This window comes from Paenibacillus sp. JCM 9796 (assembly GCF_055379675.1).
Genome location: NZ_AP043723.1, coordinates 3,422,835 through 3,438,843, shown reverse-complemented (window position 1 = coordinate 3,438,843; position 16,009 = coordinate 3,422,835). Strand labels below are relative to the sequence as shown.

Here is a 16,009-nt window from a genome sequence, read left to right as displayed (position 1 = left end):
AGGTCGCACGACTTCCCGGTTTCTTTTCCTGCCGCAGCTCGTGCGCTTGCATCTTCTAATCGTTACGCCCATACTTAAGCCATTCCGCTCACCTTGTAATAATCGGCAGCCCCCATGACGACCTCGCGCATCGGCAGATGGTAAGGACACATCGGCTCGCACAAGGGCTTCTCCTTACAGGGCTCGTGGTCGGCGCACGATAAAATCTTTTCCTTATTGTTCTGATAAAATCCGTCGCCCTTCGGCAGCAGGCCGAACGTCTTGCGGATTTGACTGGAAATCATAATGTCCGGAATCGCGATCTCCACCGGACAAGAGCAATAATTGCAGCGCCGGCAGTTATGCCCGCCCAGGTCAGCCGCCAGCCGCTCCAGCTCGGCACGCTCCGCGTGCCCCACTTCTTCGCGCATCGCCGCGATATTCTCTTCGACCTCGGCCTTGCTGACCATCCCGGACAGGATCACGTGAACATCTTGGCTGAACGGGTAGCGTATCGCCTTCGCCACGGGTTGAATAAAACCGCCCGACAGCGGCTTCATGGCCGTTTTCCCCATATTCAGACGGGTTAACTCCGGAATCAGCTCATCCAACGCGAACGGCTGCGCCAAATTCAGATGGAACAACACTTGATCGAACTGCTCCTTCTTAATCCACCTGGCCAACAAATCGGGCCGGTGCCCGGTAATGCCGATATGCCGGATGTACCCCTTCTCTTTCATCTCCAGCGCCGCCCGGTAAGCGCCTTCTTCGGCCATGGCCGCCTGATATTCCTCCACCTTATTCACATAATGGATTTGCAAAAGATCGATACAATCGGTCTTCATTCGCACCAGGCTTCGCTCGATCTCTTCCTTCGCCGTCTTGTAATCCCGCTTCGATGTCTTGGTAGCCAAAAAGTACTCCGACCGTCGGTGTGAAATGCATTCCCCGATAATTTCCTCGCTGTTGCGGTAGCCCGCCGCTGTATCGATATAATTAATCCCTTGATCGAGCGCATAGTTTAACGCTTCCCGCGCTTGCTCCAGCGGAACTCCCGGCAAATTCATCGCTCCAAAACCGAGCGAAGATACCCGATAGCCCGTCTTGCCGAATATGGAATAACGCATGACGTCCGTTTCCCTCCCCTGGTCCCTTGGTCCATAAGCTCTTTGATCATTATAGTTCAAACCTGCGCGAAAAAACACCCGTCCCCGGGTGTCCGTATCATCCAACTTGCCTCTTGCCAAGGCGGTTTTGCCGATAGCTTCAAAAAAACCGCACCCGGCCTGAATCAACAGCCGAATACGGTTCTCTTTCTTCAAGCGCCCCCCTGCCGTACACGCATCGCTCCCTGCCGTGTCACGGCAAGGATGGCTGATAGGCACCCATCGGCAGCGCAAGGAGATGACGTTTAATCGTCATTGTTATCACGGTCCCTGTTCCTGGAATCGTCCGACGTGGAGGAATTGCTATTCTGCTCCTGATTCTTCTTCGCTTCTTCTTGCCTCTTCCTGGCATCTTCCTGCTTCCTGCGTGCTTCCTCTTCCAGCTTCTTGCGTTCATCCTCCAACTTTTTCCGGGCTTCTTCCTGCTTCTCGCGCGCTTCCTCTTGCTGTTTCTTGCGTTCTTCCTCTTGCTTCTTCCGCGCTTCTTCCTGCTGATTCCGTTCTTCTTCCTGCTTCTTCTTCCTCTCTTCCGTCTGCTTCTTTAAATCTTCGAGGCGCCGGGCTTCTTCGCGCCGACGCTCATCATCCTTCTTTGCTTGCTCTTTATTGTTTGGGTTGTTGTCTTTCCTGTCGTCGCCCTTATTTGAGCCCGACCCGGACGATACCGGCTTCGTTACACCGGTCGACGGCTTCACGTTCGTGCCCTTGCGATCATCGTCGCGATCGTCGTCACGGTCGTCGTCGCGATCGTTGGACGATTTGCCGGTCGTACCGTTTCTCTTGGCATCGTCTTTATTGCCGCTGCCGGAAGAACCGTTTTTGCCGCCGGACATCACCGGTCCCGATTTATCGGAAGAGCCGTTCGTCGTCCAACCGTTCCTGCCGTTCGACGTTGTTCCTTTGCCGGAGCCGGTTTCCGTTTTCTTCTCCGCCACCTTTTTATCCAGCTCGCCCGCTTTTTCCTGCTTCACGAGCTGCTTCAAATCGGCCTTCGTCGGCAGTTGATTCAGTCGAATCGATTGGGCTATATCCGGCTTCGATTTGGAAATTTTCAGCACCGATTCCTTCTTCAGCTCCTCCAGCGTCACGTCCGCCCCGCTGTTCTTTGCATTCAAATAAACGGAATATTTCCCCGTCGAGACACCGTTCTGATTGGCCGCCTCGCGAACTTCCGCCGGTGCCGCAAAAGCGGCTATTTGATAAGACTTCGCCTGCTGCGGGTGTGTCGTTTCAATGTGCTTGGTCACCTGCTGCTTCAGCTTGGCCGCGAGCGATTCGTCGTTCACCTTGCTGCCCTCCTGCACGACGGTGCTGGTAATGACGATTTCCGCCTCGCCCCCGGCGAGCGCCTTCTGCTCGGCCTTATCCAGCAAGCCTTCGGTCACTTGCTCAAGCTTTTTCCCCTTATACTCGAGCGATTCGACCAAGGCTATCCCATCTTCATTCAAGCCCCGAAGCTCCAGCACGTTCTCGTCGATGTCGATGCCCATCTCGACGCTCGGATTGATGTCCATCGATATGTAGGCGACAACCTCAGGACTGCCGAGCTTGCCGTTAAAGCTTGCGAACAGCACCAGGCAAAAAATGACGGCCGCCGCAATGGCGGATCTTCCCGCTACCGAGGGACTTCGCCAGTTGATGCCGGAACTCGCATAGACGATCTCTTCCCCGATTTCACAGGCTCTCGTTTTACGGGAAATACGGTCGAACTTGCCGTCGGACCGCATCACCACAATGTGCCTGTCCGTCATTTCCATGACGATTCCTTTATGCATATACGTCCCCCCCTTCCTTTAAGCCTCATCTCTGATATGTAAATAGTCTTTCAAATACGGGTACGGTCCGTTAAATATCAGAGCGACGGCGATAATGAATTTCCGATTACGTTCCAATGTTTTGCGGGAGACGTTTACCTGATCCAACAGTTCTTTAATCGGCAGCATGCGCTTTTGCAGCATGAGCCGCATCAAGTCTGCGTCGTCGGACAGTTTCTTGGCGATCCCGAATAAAGCTTGCCGCGAATCGTCATGCTTGGGTGAAGCCTCCACCAGCTCGTCAAATTTGATACCAAAGTCCGACAAGGAGCGGCTCAGATCGACGATCTCGCTTCGCCGTTCTTCCATGCCTTTCTGTTTCTCAAACTGCTCGATCGCTTGGTGAATTTCGACCGGGTTGACCGTATGTTCCTCCTCGTCCTCCACCTCGAACGTGCTATAAGGAATTTGCCCGGCAAAACGCTGCTCTTTACGCACATAATCGATCAGCCTCCGGCGGATGACTTGCTCCGAGAACCCTAGAAACGAACGGCCCGCCTGCGGCGAAAACTGATTGATGGCCTCGTTGAAAGCACCTAGCGCGATGCTGAATTCGTCGTCCCTCGCAGGATCGACGTAACGTTTGCAAAATCGGCTTGTGACCTTCGCAACATATGGCTGATAATCGGTTATAAATTGGTTGCGTAGGCGCAGATCACCTTCTTGAATTCGAATGACAATCTCTTCCGGAGTTTGCAGTTTCTCCGGCTCCGTGTGGTGTGATTGACGTTTTCCTAAAAATCTTTTAAATAAAACAAGCAGCAACCGTTCCACCTCACACTAAATTTTTCGCTACCCTCTATACGATTACGGGGGTACAGCAGACGAGCTCCCCCTGGATTCTTACAGGAATATTTATGAAAAAAACGTCCCTCCCGGCAGCGTGACGAACGCTGGACCGGAACGGATTCCGGGCACATCGTCATGTTGCCGATCACGCTGCTTCTCCCCGAGAACCGGTTGGGATGAAGAGGAGAAAGCGCGTGGTGGAGGGACGTTTCGTCGGGTCGTAAAGATCAGGACATGCCGCGCATCGTTTTTTTACTTTTCAGCTTGTTTCGACGCTGGCTCAAGACGTTCAACCGCTTCTTCAGTTGCCGCTCCCATTCGTCATCGCCGATTTCCTTGGCGACCGTGAGCAGGTCGAGCGCCATGTCGATTTGGCTGCGCACCACATCGAGCGGTTCTTCATCCTCGTGGTTCACGCAGTTCTCGAACAATTCGGCTTGATCGCGGTTCTCCACATACTCGCCGAAATCAACTTCCGGAGCTCCGTCCCCATGCGCATATTCGGCCAATATTTCGTATTCGTTCTCCACCAGATGATGCACTTCTACCCGGTGGCAAACCGGACAAAACAACAGAGGCACATTGTGAATCTGCGTTCTTATATGTTTTAACGTCCCCTTAGTCCCCAACATGCTGGCGCCGCAGCAAAAGCTCATTCACATTCGCCTCCAGTTTTGCATCTAAGTGACAACCGACATCGTAAATTGCGATACTGCGTTGTACGGTGTTGACAACCGGGCATCCGCTGCGATGCAGCAGCTGTAACACAGGCCGTGTTCCCCTTCGGGAGTCCGACCATCCTTAAAGTTATTCGACCAAATGTGTCAAAAATCCTCTTTTCCCCGAAAAACGCCATATGCTAAATATTGGTTGCGTATCATACCGCACGATTTTGGGAAAATTAACGCTTATTCCAACTGTATGAAGTGAGGTTTCGGGTTTATGATCAATCGCGTAAAGGAAAACTCCGGATCATCGGTACCCCGGCACTCGTTATGCACCGCTTAGCCGCCTCTATCCTGCTAGTGCTCGGCGATTAGGACGCCGCTGTATTCGCACTTGTAGAGCGGTGCCGCAAACGTATTCTAAACTTCATGCAAGCGGCATACATATCTAAATAAAGGCTTCGTCTTCGGAAAATCCGCTGCCGTTCCTACTGGCGCAGTCGGATTTTTCCCACTTAACCCCCGCGTCCCCGAAAGGAGAGAATCGCTTGTGCAATTAATTTCGATCGGCTCCAAGCAAATTCCGTTCGTGCAGTATGATGACCAAGCCTCGCAAATGCATATTCAGTATTACACGGGTCAGACGTACACCTGCCTTGACGTCGCCCCCGACCAGTATCAGATGCTGCTGCAATCTCCCAACCGGTACGACATGATCATGCGAATGGCGGCCACGAAGACGGTATTTCCCCCTCAAGCGTAGACGGCGGATCAAGTACATAATCTCCCTTGCCCAGCGGGAGATTATTTTTTTTAGACTATCACTATTTAATTTTGGTAATAATTAGGATGTGATTCTAGTAAGATCATCTTTTATTATCGCAAAAAAAGTGCGCCAGTATCCGTTTTCATTCATTTTCATGGATTGACCCACTTGCCAGAAAACGGTACTCTAAAGTATGAAGATAGCATTCTGGATAGAGAAGGATGTGGATGCATTGCCCAGACATCTTGTCATCGGGAACGGCAAGTTTTTAATCAACTTGGATCGCAACACCTTCATGCGCGATCTGTACTACCCTTATGTAGGGCAATTGAACCACATCGGCGGTTATCAATGCCGCGTCGGCTTATGGGTGGACGGCAGTTTCACCTGGCTTTCCGATCCCGAATGGAATATCGAGCCTTCCTATGTCGAGGACTCGCTTGTCACGGAAGTCCGGGCATCGCATTATCATCTGGGTGTCACGCTGCTGATCAACGACGGGGTACACCAACGCGAAGACGTTTACTTGAAACGCATCCGAGTCCATAACCATTGGGATAAGGTCCGCGAAATCCGGCTGTTCTTCAATCAAGACTTGGTCATTAACGAAACCGAAGTCGGCGATACCGCCGCATACTATCCTCTGAACAACACCGTGTTTCATTATAAAAAAGACCGCTACTTCATGTTCAACGGCCTGACCGGCAGCGAAGGATTGTATCAATATACGACCGGCGTCAAACGATTTTATAACGCCGAAGGCACATGGCGCGACGCCGAGGACGGCCACTTGTCCGGGAACGCTATCGCGCAAGGCTCCGTCGACAGCACGATCTCCCTGCGTGCGCACGTGGCGCCGAACGCGGACGAATCGCTCTACTATTGGATGAGCGCAGGGAAAGACCTTGAAGAAGTGAAGAAGCTCGACGCTTATGTGAAAGAGAGCCACCCCGACAAACTGCTGGAGCGGGCCATCATCTACTGGCAGCGCTGGGTCAACAAGTCGGAACGCGATTACGGCAACCTGACCGAAGCTTGTATCCGCATGTACAAACAAAGCCTGCTGATCGTCCGGACCCAAACCGACGTCAATGGCGCGATTATCGCGGCTAACGACTCGGAAATCATGCAATCGAACCGCGATCATTACAGCTACATGTGGCCGCGGGACGGCGCGCTGATCGCGTACGCCATGACGATGGCCGGGTACCAGGGGATGATTACGCCGTTCTTCCATTTCTGCGCGAATGCGCTGTCTCCGGAAGGCTACCTGCATCATAAATATAACCCGGACGGTACTGTGGGGTCCAGCTGGCACCCTTATCTGAACGGAGGCAAAATGCAGCTGCCGATCCAGGAGGACGAAACCGCGCTCGTCTTGTTCGCACTGTGGCAGGATTACGTCCGCCACGAGGTGATCGAGCTGCCGCAGTCCCTGTACCGGACGCTTATCCGGCGCGCGGCGCGGTTCATGTCCAGCTATCTGGAGCATGACTTGTCCCTGCCCAAGCCGAGCTACGACCTGTGGGAGGAACGGTACGGCATTTATACGTTCACCGCGTCGGCGGTGTACGGCGGGTTGATCGCCGCGGCCAACTTCTGCAGCCTGTTCGGCGACGAAGAACGCTCCAACCGGTACCGCCATACCGCCGAGAAGATCAAGAACGGCATCCTGAAGCATCTATGGGACGAAGAGGAAGGCCGGTTCGTCCGCGGCTTGTACCTCGAGAACGGACAATGGGTCAAGGATCGTACTTACGAGAGCAGCGTTTACGGCATCTTCGAGTTTGGCGTCCTGCCGGCCGACGACCCCCGCGTCGTCAGCACGATGCGGGCGAACCGCGATCGCTTAACCATCAAAACCGATGTCGGCGGCGTCGCCCGCTACTACCACGACTATTACTTCCAGCGTTCTTCCGATATCGAGAATATCCCGGGCAACCCGTGGATCATTTGTACGCTGTGGATCGCAGAGTGGGAAATCGAATACGCCAAGACGCTCGCCGATCTCGAATCGCCGCGCAAGACACTCGAATGGGTCGTCCAGCACGCGATGGAAAGCGGTATTTTGCCGGAACAGCTCGATCCGTTCAATGGCGATCCGGTCTCGGTCGCCCCGCTCACTTGGTCGCATGCGACCTACGTGCTCGCCGTCGTGAAGTATACCGAGAAGTACAAGAAGCTGCTCGCAGCTTCGAAATAAGTACAGAATAACGGGCAGTTCCGGGCAGGCAGAGCTCGGGTCTCCTGCTCCGGAGCTGCTCAAACCACACATAACAGAACAAAAGTTCGCTTGCATGTGAGACGATCGCAGCCTTGAACTTCATGGAATAAAGCAACGCTGTTCCGCTATTCCTCAATTCGAGCCAGCTCTAGCCCCTTAGCCGCTTGCAATTTAAATGTCATTTAAAATAACATGAACATCTCTTTTTTTCATCATTTCCGATGTTTCTATCTCTTGATTGTTTAAGAAGCATGTTAGTTCTTAAGTTCAATAATATAAATGTTATTTTACATAACACATATTGACATGTATATGCCTATGAATTACAATTCGAGGTAAGCGAATAAGTATCCCCTTTTCGTTTACTGGAAACCGTACATTTCTAGCTGCGAAATAAATAGGCACGTTGTGCGTATTTTTTTCGTAGCTTTTTTGCATTCAAAGGAAGTTGAGCTCTTCATTTTCATATCAAACGGAGGAGTCAGTCATGGGAAGCTTGCTGATCAAGAATGCGCAAATCGTGACGATGAATGCACGCGAGGACATTGTAACCGGAGACGTCCGGATTCAGGACGACCTCATTCACGCCATCGGGCCCGACTTACAACCGATACCGGATGAGACGATCATTGACGCAACAGGTAGAACCGTCATTCCCGGCTTCGTCCAAACGCATATCCACCTGTGCCAAACGCTCTTCCGAGGCAAAGCCGACGATCTGGAGCTGCTCGATTGGTTAAAAAAGCGGATTTGGCCGCTGGAAGCCGCTCACGATCAGGAATCCATCTATTATTCGGCCATGCTCGGCATTGGCGAGTTGATCCAAAGCGGCACGACAACCATTGTCGATATGGAGACGGTCCATCATACGGACTATGCGTTTCAAGCGATTGCCGAAAGCGGAATTCGCGCCTTATCCGGGAAGGTCATGATGGATAAGGGAGATGAGGTCCCTTTACCTTTGCAAGAGAATACCTGGAACTCCCTCCAACAAAGCGTCGATTTGCTGGAGAAGTGGAACGGCTTCGATAACGGCCGCATCCAGTACGCGTTCTCCCCGAGATTCGTCATCTCATGCACCGAAGCCTTGTTACGGGAGGTTCAGAAGCTCTCGGCGCAGTATGAGGCGAAGGTGCACACCCATGCTTCGGAGAATCAGCATGAGATTCAAATCGTACAGGCAGAAACCGGCATGCGTAATGTCGTCTACCTCGATCACTTAGGTCTGGCGAACGAACGGTTGATACTGGCGCACTGCATCTGGCTGGATGCGGAAGAGAAGCGGATTATCCGTGAGAGAGGCGTGCACGTCAGCCATTGTCCCGGCTCCAATCTGAAGTTGGCGTCCGGTATTGCCGATACGCCGGGGATGCTGGAACTTGATATTTCCTTAAGCCTGGGCGCCGACGGGGCTCCGTGCAACAACAATCTGGATATGTTTAACGAGATGCGGCTGGCCGCGCTTATTCAGAAGCCCGTTCACGGCCCGACGGCCATGAACGCCCGTAGCGTCTTTCGTATGGCTACCATTGGCGGAGCCCGGGCCGTCGGCTTGGAGAAGCAGATCGGAAGCTTGGAACTCGGCAAGAAAGCCGACATGGCGATCTTGAACCTGAACAACTTCCACATGTACCCGTCCTTCGATGTCGATCCGATCTCCCGGATCGTCTACTCCGCCACCAGAGCCGACGTCGAAACGACCATTATTAACGGCAAGATCATCATGGAGAACGGAAAGATGCGAACGATCAACAAAGACGTCATCTTGCACGAAGCGAATCGTTCGATCCAGCGTCTGTTGAAACGAACCGCAATCAGCCGCTAGCGAAACAGCCGGGGATACACAGGCGTCGGCGCTCTGTCGGGGCGCCGACGCCGCTCCTTCAGGCACGTGGATGGGGGATTGATTCGGCAGACTTGCGGCCATTCTCATAAGAAAAGCTCCTGATCGGAGCCCTTTCGAGGAAAATCGCTATATCTCAAGAGAAAAACAACCCCGACGAAGCAAGGTTGTCCGTTTATTCGTGGGCATAAGTTTGTTCGTACTTCGCTGCGTCCCAGAGCTTGTCCAATTCGGCCGGATCGCTCACCTCGACGACTAACACCCAACCCTGCCCGTAGGGTGACATGTTGATAAGGCCCGGGTTCTCGTTCAACTTCCGATTGATGTCGATCACCTTACCGGATACCGGCGCGTACAGTTCAGTAACCGTTTTCACCGATTCCATACTGCCGAACGGTTCTCCCGCGCGCAGCGTCTCCCCCACTTCCGGGAGCTCAATAAACACGATGACGCCGAACTCCTCCTGCGCAAAATCAGTTAACCCGACAACCGCGCGGTTTCCTTCAAGGCGTACCCATTCGTGATTTTCGCTGTATTTCAGTCCTTGGATGATTTCCATCGATCGCTCTCCTTCTTAACCTTCTTAAGCTCATATAGCGTGGAAAAACCCCAGAGCCTGCCCGGGTAGGCAGACTGAGGGGTATAAGGGTCGGAAAAATCCGATTATTTCGCCACCAAGTGCTTGTCCCCTTTTTTCCAACCAACAGGGCACAAACCGCCGGATTGCAAAGCTTCGAGTACGCGGAGCGTTTCTTCAACGCTGCGGCCTACATTGTTATGGTGAACGACTTGGTATTGCAATTCGCCTTCCGGATTGATGATGAACAAGCCGCGAAGCGCGATACCTTCTTCTTCGATCAATACACCGTAGTCACGGGCTACGGATTTCGTCAGATCGGATGCAAGCGGGAAGTTCAGCTTACCAAGACCGTTTTGGTCCACTGGTGTGTTGATCCATGCGCGATGGGAATGTTTGCTGTCAACCGATACGCCAAGGATTTCAGCGTTCACAGCTTTGAACTGAGGCGCCGCATCGCTGATCGCCGTAATTTCTGTCGGGCAAACGAAAGTGAAGTCGAGCGGATAGAAGAACAAGACGAGCCATTTGCCCTTGTAATCGGAAAGAGAGACTTTACCGAAATCGGAGCCATCGCCCAGAACTGTTTCCATCGTGAAATCAGGAGCCGGTTTACCTACTAAACGTTCAGACATGTGTATAATATCCTCCTTGTTGTAATTTATTGATAATGATTATCACACTTTAAATCCTATCATTCGACAATAGCAAAGTCAAGATTAAAGCAATTACTTCATGATAATCATTATAAACTGTCACATTTTGTACAAAATTGTCGGTCTCTTATCCCTTTTTGACTGGACTGACAAAGAAAAACTCTTAAGAAAGAGTATTTCCCAAGAGTTTAACTGTATACCCGGTTATAGTTTATTAACTAGCAAGCTTATTTACGGATTGCGTTCACGATCAAATCGCCCATCGCTACGGTACCGATGGCTTTGCTCTTATCGACAGCGATGTCGCCTGTACGGTGACCTGCATCAAGCACTTCTTTCACGGCGCGCTCGATCGCTTCCGCCGCGTCATGGTATCCGAACGTAAGGCGGTACATCAAGGCGACGGACAAGATGGTCGCGATCGGGTTCGAGATGCCTTGTCCCGCAATATCCGGCGCAGAGCCGTGTACCGGCTCGTACAAGCCGAAGGCGCCTTCGCCAAGGGAAGCGGAAGACAACATCCCGATCGAACCGGTCAGCATAGCCGCTTCGTCACTAAGAATATCTCCGAACATGTTCTCCGTCACGATGACGTCGAAGCTGGACGGACGGCGCAGCAGCTGCATCGCGCAGTTGTCCACGAGCACATGCTCAAGCTCGACATCCGGATATTCCGGCGCAATCCGGTTAACCACTTCACGCCACAGGCGGGAAGTCTCAAGCACGTTCGCTTTGTCGACCGAAGCAAGCTTCTTGCGGCGGGTTTGGGCAATTTCGAACGCTTGGCGCACGATACGCTCCACTTCTGTCACGTTATACACGCACGTATCGACGGCTTCCTGGCCTTGCGCGCCTTCGCGGCGGAACTTCTCTCCGAAGTAGATGCCGCCGGTCAGCTCGCGCACCACAATCAGGTCGGTGCCCTCGAGTACTTCCGGTTTCAAGGTCGAAGCGTCTTTCAAGCAATCGAACACGTTCGCCGGGCGAATGTTCGAGAATAAACCGAGTGCTTTACGAATGCCGAGCAAGCCCGTTTCGGGGCGAAGTTCTTTCGGGTTATTGTCCCATTTCGGACCTCCGACTGCGCCGAGCAGCACAGCGTCGGAATTTTTACAGATGTCCAGCGTCTCTTGCGGCAGCGGAGTGCCTTTCTCATCGATCGCGATTCCGCCGAACAGACCGTGCTCGAATTCAAAACGGTAGCCGAACAGCTCCTCTGTCTTCTTCATCACTTTAATCGCTTCCGCCACAACTTCGGGACCGATCCCGTCGCCTGCGATGACGGCGATTTTCTTTACATCTGCCATTCGTTCCACTCCTCATTTCATTGGGGTTCATTAGTTCAGTTGTAGCATATTTATCCGCTGTTTACAAAGATATAAAATCTATCATCTTCATAGGCATTGACTATATACCTATAGGTTGATCCTCGGGACCGATTTGAAGGTTGTCATCCTAGTTGCAAAGGATTAAAATAAATTTAATAGATTCAATACAACTATAAAGCGCGACATAACTGCCCGCTGTTAAAGGAGTCCATTCCCATGAATTATCGCTTCTCGGAGACGATCGACAGCTTCAAATCGTCCGCCGTTCGTGAGATTCTGAAGCTCACGCAAGGACGCTCGATCATTTCGCTCGCCGGCGGTTTGCCGAATGAGCAATACTTTCCGCTGGATGCCGTACGAGACGCGTTCGCGCGCGTGTTCGAGCAAGGCAACAGCGTACTGCAATACGGATTAACGGAAGGCTTCACCCCTTTACGGGAAAGCATTTCCAAGCATTTGGCGCGCAAAGGCATTCATGCCGGCATCGACAACATGCTGCTTACAACCGGCTCTCAGCAAGCAATCGACCTGCTGACGAAAATTTATGTCGACCCGGGCGACGTCATTCTGGTAGAGAAGCCGACGTATTTGGCCGCCATTCAAGTGTTTCAATCGCATAAAGCGCGGCTTGTATCGGTGGACTGCGACACGGACGGCATGAACCCGGAAGATTTGGAACGCAAAATCAAGCTGCATCAGCCGAAGTTCGTGTACGTCATCCCGACGTTCGCCAACCCGACAGGAAAAGCCTGGAGCATCGAACGCCGGCAGCATACGCTGGACATCTGTAAGCGCAACAACGTGCTCATTCTGGAGGACGATCCATACGGAGAGCTGCGTTTCGGCAAAGGCGAGCCCTTGCCTTCCATCTTCTCGCTGGGCGGCGAGGCGGACGGCAATCCGGTCATTTACACGAGCACCTTCTCCAAAATCGTCGCCCCTGCGCTGCGTACCGGCTGGGTCGTCGGCGATAAAGAAGTCATCCGCCATATGGCGCGCGCTAAACAAGCGGCCGACCTGCATTCGAGCACCATGGACCAGCAGGCGATCCACCAAATTTTCGAAAGCTTCGACATTTACGGTCACATTGATCTGATTCGTACGCAGTACGAGATCCGGATGCACCAGATGATCGATCTGTTGAAAGCGCAAAATTGGGATGGTGTAAAGTGGGTTGAGCCGAAAGGCGGCATGTTCATCTGGGTGGAGATGCCACAGCACATCGATACCGCCGAACTGATGAAGTTCGCCGTCGAGGAAGGCGTCGCTTTCGTACCGGGCGTCAGCTTCTATGCCGACGAGCCGCAAACGAATTCGATGCGACTCAATTTTACGCATACAGACTACGAAGAAATGAAAACGGCGTTCGAGCGGCTGAACCGCGCCATCGAAAAGTTACAATCGGTTGCCGTTCAACCGTAAGACACACTTCCGATTATTCGCCTTCTGAGCATAAAAAAAACGACTGACATTTAAATGTCAGTCGTTTTTGCGTTAAACCGTCGATACGTTGTTGCGTCCGCGTGCAGGCGTTTTGCGTTTGTCAATCAAACGGTTGATCGCATCCACATAGGCGCGCGCGCTCGCTTCGAGGATGTCTGTGCTCACGCCGCGGCCCTGTACGGAATAATCGCCCTGCTTCAGCACGACATGCACCTCGCCGAGGGCGTCCTTGCCTTGCGTCACGGATTGGATCGAGTAGTCGTCAAGCTCAACGTCTTCCTTCGTCGCTTTATCGATCGCATTGTAGATCGCGTCGACAGAGCCGTTGCCAACTGCCGCTTCATCCAGCGTCTGGCCTTCCAGCGTACGAATCCGCACCGTTGCGGTCGGCGTGGATTGGTTCCCGTACGACACTTGGATCATCTCGAGCGCGAACACTTCCGGCGTCTCGATCAACTTCTCCTCGACCAGCGCCAGGATGTCTTCGTCAGTGACCTGCTTCTTCTTATCGGCCAATGCCTTAAACTTCCCGAACGCCGTATTGAGCTGTTCGTCGTTCAAGCTGTAACCAAGCTCCACCAGCTTCTCGCGGAACGCGTGACGGCCGGACAGCTTACCCAGCGGCAGCTTGCCGCCCTTCAGCCCGATCTTCTCCGGAGACATGATCTCGTAGGTCGTCTTCTCCTTCAGCACGCCGTCCTGATGAATGCCCGATTCGTGCGCGAAGGCGTTGGCGCCGACAATCGCCTTGTTCCCCGGCACGACCATGCCGGTCAGCTTGCTGACCAAGCGGCTCGTACGCGCAATCTCGGATAACGTCAGCGTTGTCTTCGCCTGGAAGTACTCCTGACGCGTCTCGAGCGCCAACGCCACCTCTTCGATCGCCGTGTTGCCGGCGCGCTCGCCGATGCCGTTGATGGTGCCCTCGATCTGATCCGCACCGTTCAAAATCGCCGCCAAGGCGTTCACCGTAGCCATCCCGAGGTCATCGTGACAATGAGCGCTAAGCTGGATCTTCTCGATGCCCGGTACGGTTTCCTTCAACGTCTTGAAAATGTTGCCGTACTCATACGGGGTCATGTACCCGACCGTATCGGGGATGTTCACGACCGTCGCGCCGGAGCGGATCGCCAGATCGGTTACCTCGCAGAGGAAATCAAGCTCGGTACGCCCTGCATCCTCGGCCGAAAACTCGATTTTGCTGAAATATTTCCTGGCATACTTGATCGCCGCTTCAGCCGCTTCCAACACCTGATGCTTCTCCATTCTCAGCTTATGCTTGCGGTGAATGGGGCTGGTCGCCAGGAACAGGTGAATACATGGATCCTCCGCGCCTTGAAGCGCCTCACGCACGGCTTCGATGTCCTGCTCGCGCGAGCGGGACAACCCGATGACAGATGCATTCTTGACGGCTCTGGCCACCGCGTTAACGGCAGCCAGATCGCCGGGGGATGCTGCCGGGAAGCCGGCTTCGATGCGGTCTACGCCAAGCTTCTCGAGCTGCAAAGCAATTTCCACCTTCTCCTGAATGTTCAGGTTGACGCCTGGAGATTGCTCGCCGTCACGCAGCGATGTATCGAAAATATAAATTTTTCTCATGCCGGTTTCACCTACGCTTTACCGAAATATGGAATACTTACTTAAAGCAGAAAAAGGTACGGCTCGAAACGTGCGGAACGCCCGGCGCTTCCGGTTCGTCCCGCCTGACGTCATCAAGCCGACCTTATACAGTGCTGACATGTAAACCGCTGACTAGCGTAAAAACTACTTCTTGATCCAGTGCATCATTTCACGCAGCTGGGAACCGACTTGCTCCAATGGATGCTCGGACTCCAGGCGACGGGTAGCCGTCATGAATGCGTTGCCGGATTGGTTCTCCAGGATGAAGTCGCGAGCGAATTTACCTTGTTGGATATCGGACAGTACGCGCTTCATTTCTTTCTTCGTTTCTTCCGTGATGATGCGAGGACCGGTTACATAGTCACCGTACTCAGCCGTATTGGAGATCGAATGTCTCATCGTTGCGAGGCCGCCCTCGTACATCAGGTCAACGATCAGCTTCAGCTCGTGCAAACACTCGAAGTAAGCCATCTCTGGAGCGTAGCCTGCCTCTACCAACGTTTCGAAGCCCGCTTTCACGAGTGCGGACGCGCCGCCGCAAAGTACGGCTTGCTCGCCGAACAAGTCGGTTTCGGTTTCTTCGCGGAAGGACGTTTCGATAACGCCTGCGCGTGTGCAGCCGATTCCTTTTGCATAAGCAAGGCCGATTTCTTTCGCTTGGCCGGTTGCATCTTGGTGAACGGCGATCAGACCAGGTACGCCAAAGCCTTCCACGTATACACGGCGAACCATGTGACCTGGAGATTTCGGAGCGACGAGGAATACGTCTTTATCCGCGGACGGATTGATTTGCCCGAAATGAACGTTGAAACCATGGGAGAACATGATCGCTGCGCCATGCTTCAGGTTCGGTTCGATTTCGCTTTTATATACGCGAGCTTGCGTCTCGTCCGGCATCAAGATTTGTACGATGTCGGCCAATTTCGTAGCTTCTGCTACCGAGTACACGTCAAAACCGTCGTTTTTCGCTTGTTCGAAGGATTTACCTTGGCGAAGACCGATAATAACTTTCAAGCCGCTGTCGCGCAAGTTTTGCGCCTGAGCGTGGCCTTGGCTTCCGTAGCCGATAATCGCAATCGTTTTGCCTTTCAGAACGTTCAGGTCTGCATCTTTTTCATAATACGTAGTTACTGCCATGG

At 53.0% G+C, this 16,009-nt stretch carries 13 protein-coding genes; 4 read left to right on the top strand and 9 right to left on the bottom strand.

Annotated elements, in window-relative coordinates; all coding sequences use genetic code 11:
* Positions 1-74: 74 nt before the first annotated feature.
* The 4 genes from ACZ439_RS16570 to ACZ439_RS16555 form a co-directional block, all read right to left on the bottom strand.
* Complete coding sequence (locus ACZ439_RS16570; protein ID WP_464619932.1) at positions 75-1,301, bottom strand: aldo/keto reductase; 1,227 nt, start codon at positions 1,299-1,301, stop codon at positions 75-77.
* Positions 1,302-1,390: 89 nt separating this feature from the next.
* Positions 1,391-2,920, bottom strand: a complete 1,530-nt coding sequence (locus ACZ439_RS16565; RefSeq protein ID WP_464619931.1) for an anti-sigma-I factor RsgI family protein — start codon at positions 2,918-2,920, stop codon at positions 1,391-1,393.
* A gap of 18 nt (positions 2,921-2,938) precedes the next feature.
* A complete protein-coding gene (sigI, locus tag ACZ439_RS16560) occupies positions 2,939-3,724 on the bottom strand; it encodes an RNA polymerase sigma factor SigI (RefSeq protein WP_054800201.1) in 786 nt (261 codons plus the stop codon).
* Between the two features lie 251 nt (positions 3,725-3,975).
* Complete coding sequence (locus ACZ439_RS16555; RefSeq protein WP_127610478.1) at positions 3,976-4,404, bottom strand: hypothetical protein; 429 nt, start codon at positions 4,402-4,404, stop codon at positions 3,976-3,978.
* A gap of 559 nt (positions 4,405-4,963) precedes the next feature.
* Here ACZ439_RS16555 and ACZ439_RS16550 point away from each other — a divergent pair.
* From ACZ439_RS16550 to ACZ439_RS16540, 3 genes are all read left to right on the top strand, one after another.
* Positions 4,964-5,176 carry a KTSC domain-containing protein gene (locus ACZ439_RS16550; protein ID WP_054797932.1) on the top strand — a complete coding sequence of 71 codons (213 nt, stop codon included), beginning with the start codon at positions 4,964-4,966 and terminating at the stop codon, positions 5,174-5,176.
* Between the two features lie 235 nt (positions 5,177-5,411).
* A complete protein-coding gene (locus tag ACZ439_RS16545; RefSeq protein ID WP_464619930.1) occupies positions 5,412-7,382 on the top strand; it encodes a glycoside hydrolase family 15 protein in 1,971 nt (656 codons plus the stop codon).
* A 508-nt stretch (positions 7,383-7,890) separates the two neighbouring features.
* Positions 7,891-9,228: a 5'-deoxyadenosine deaminase gene (locus ACZ439_RS16540; RefSeq protein WP_127610482.1), complete on the top strand. Its 1,338-nt coding sequence runs from the start codon at positions 7,891-7,893 to the stop codon at positions 9,226-9,228.
* Between the two features lie 193 nt (positions 9,229-9,421).
* On the opposite strand, the gene gcvH is transcribed toward ACZ439_RS16540, so the two are convergent.
* The 3 genes from gcvH to leuB form a co-directional block, all read right to left on the bottom strand.
* On the bottom strand, positions 9,422-9,805 hold the full coding sequence (gene gcvH / locus ACZ439_RS16535) for a glycine cleavage system protein GcvH (protein ID WP_464619929.1): 384 nt from the start codon (positions 9,803-9,805) through the stop codon (positions 9,422-9,424).
* 104 nt (positions 9,806-9,909) lie between these two features.
* Entirely contained in the window at positions 9,910-10,458 is a 549-nt protein-coding gene (locus ACZ439_RS16530; protein WP_054800195.1) for a peroxiredoxin, read from the bottom strand.
* A gap of 248 nt (positions 10,459-10,706) precedes the next feature.
* The gene (gene leuB, locus ACZ439_RS16525) at positions 10,707-11,786 is read right to left on the bottom strand and encodes a 3-isopropylmalate dehydrogenase (RefSeq protein ID WP_127610486.1); all 1,080 of its coding nucleotides are present in this window, start codon (positions 11,784-11,786) and stop codon (positions 10,707-10,709) included.
* A gap of 237 nt (positions 11,787-12,023) precedes the next feature.
* Between leuB and ACZ439_RS16520 the strand changes: the two genes are divergently transcribed.
* Positions 12,024-13,229, top strand: coding sequence for an aminotransferase-like domain-containing protein (locus ACZ439_RS16520; protein WP_430103810.1), 1,206 nt, complete (start codon positions 12,024-12,026; stop codon positions 13,227-13,229).
* Positions 13,230-13,301: 72 nt separating this feature from the next.
* On the opposite strand, the gene ACZ439_RS16515 is transcribed toward ACZ439_RS16520, so the two are convergent.
* Both ACZ439_RS16515 and ilvC read right to left on the bottom strand, forming a co-directional pair.
* Complete coding sequence (locus tag ACZ439_RS16515) at positions 13,302-14,849, bottom strand: 2-isopropylmalate synthase (RefSeq protein WP_127610472.1); 1,548 nt, start codon at positions 14,847-14,849, stop codon at positions 13,302-13,304.
* A 165-nt stretch (positions 14,850-15,014) separates the two neighbouring features.
* A complete protein-coding gene (gene ilvC, locus ACZ439_RS16510; RefSeq protein ID WP_054797931.1) occupies positions 15,015-16,007 on the bottom strand; it encodes a ketol-acid reductoisomerase in 993 nt (330 codons plus the stop codon).
* Positions 16,008-16,009 lie beyond the last annotated feature (2 nt).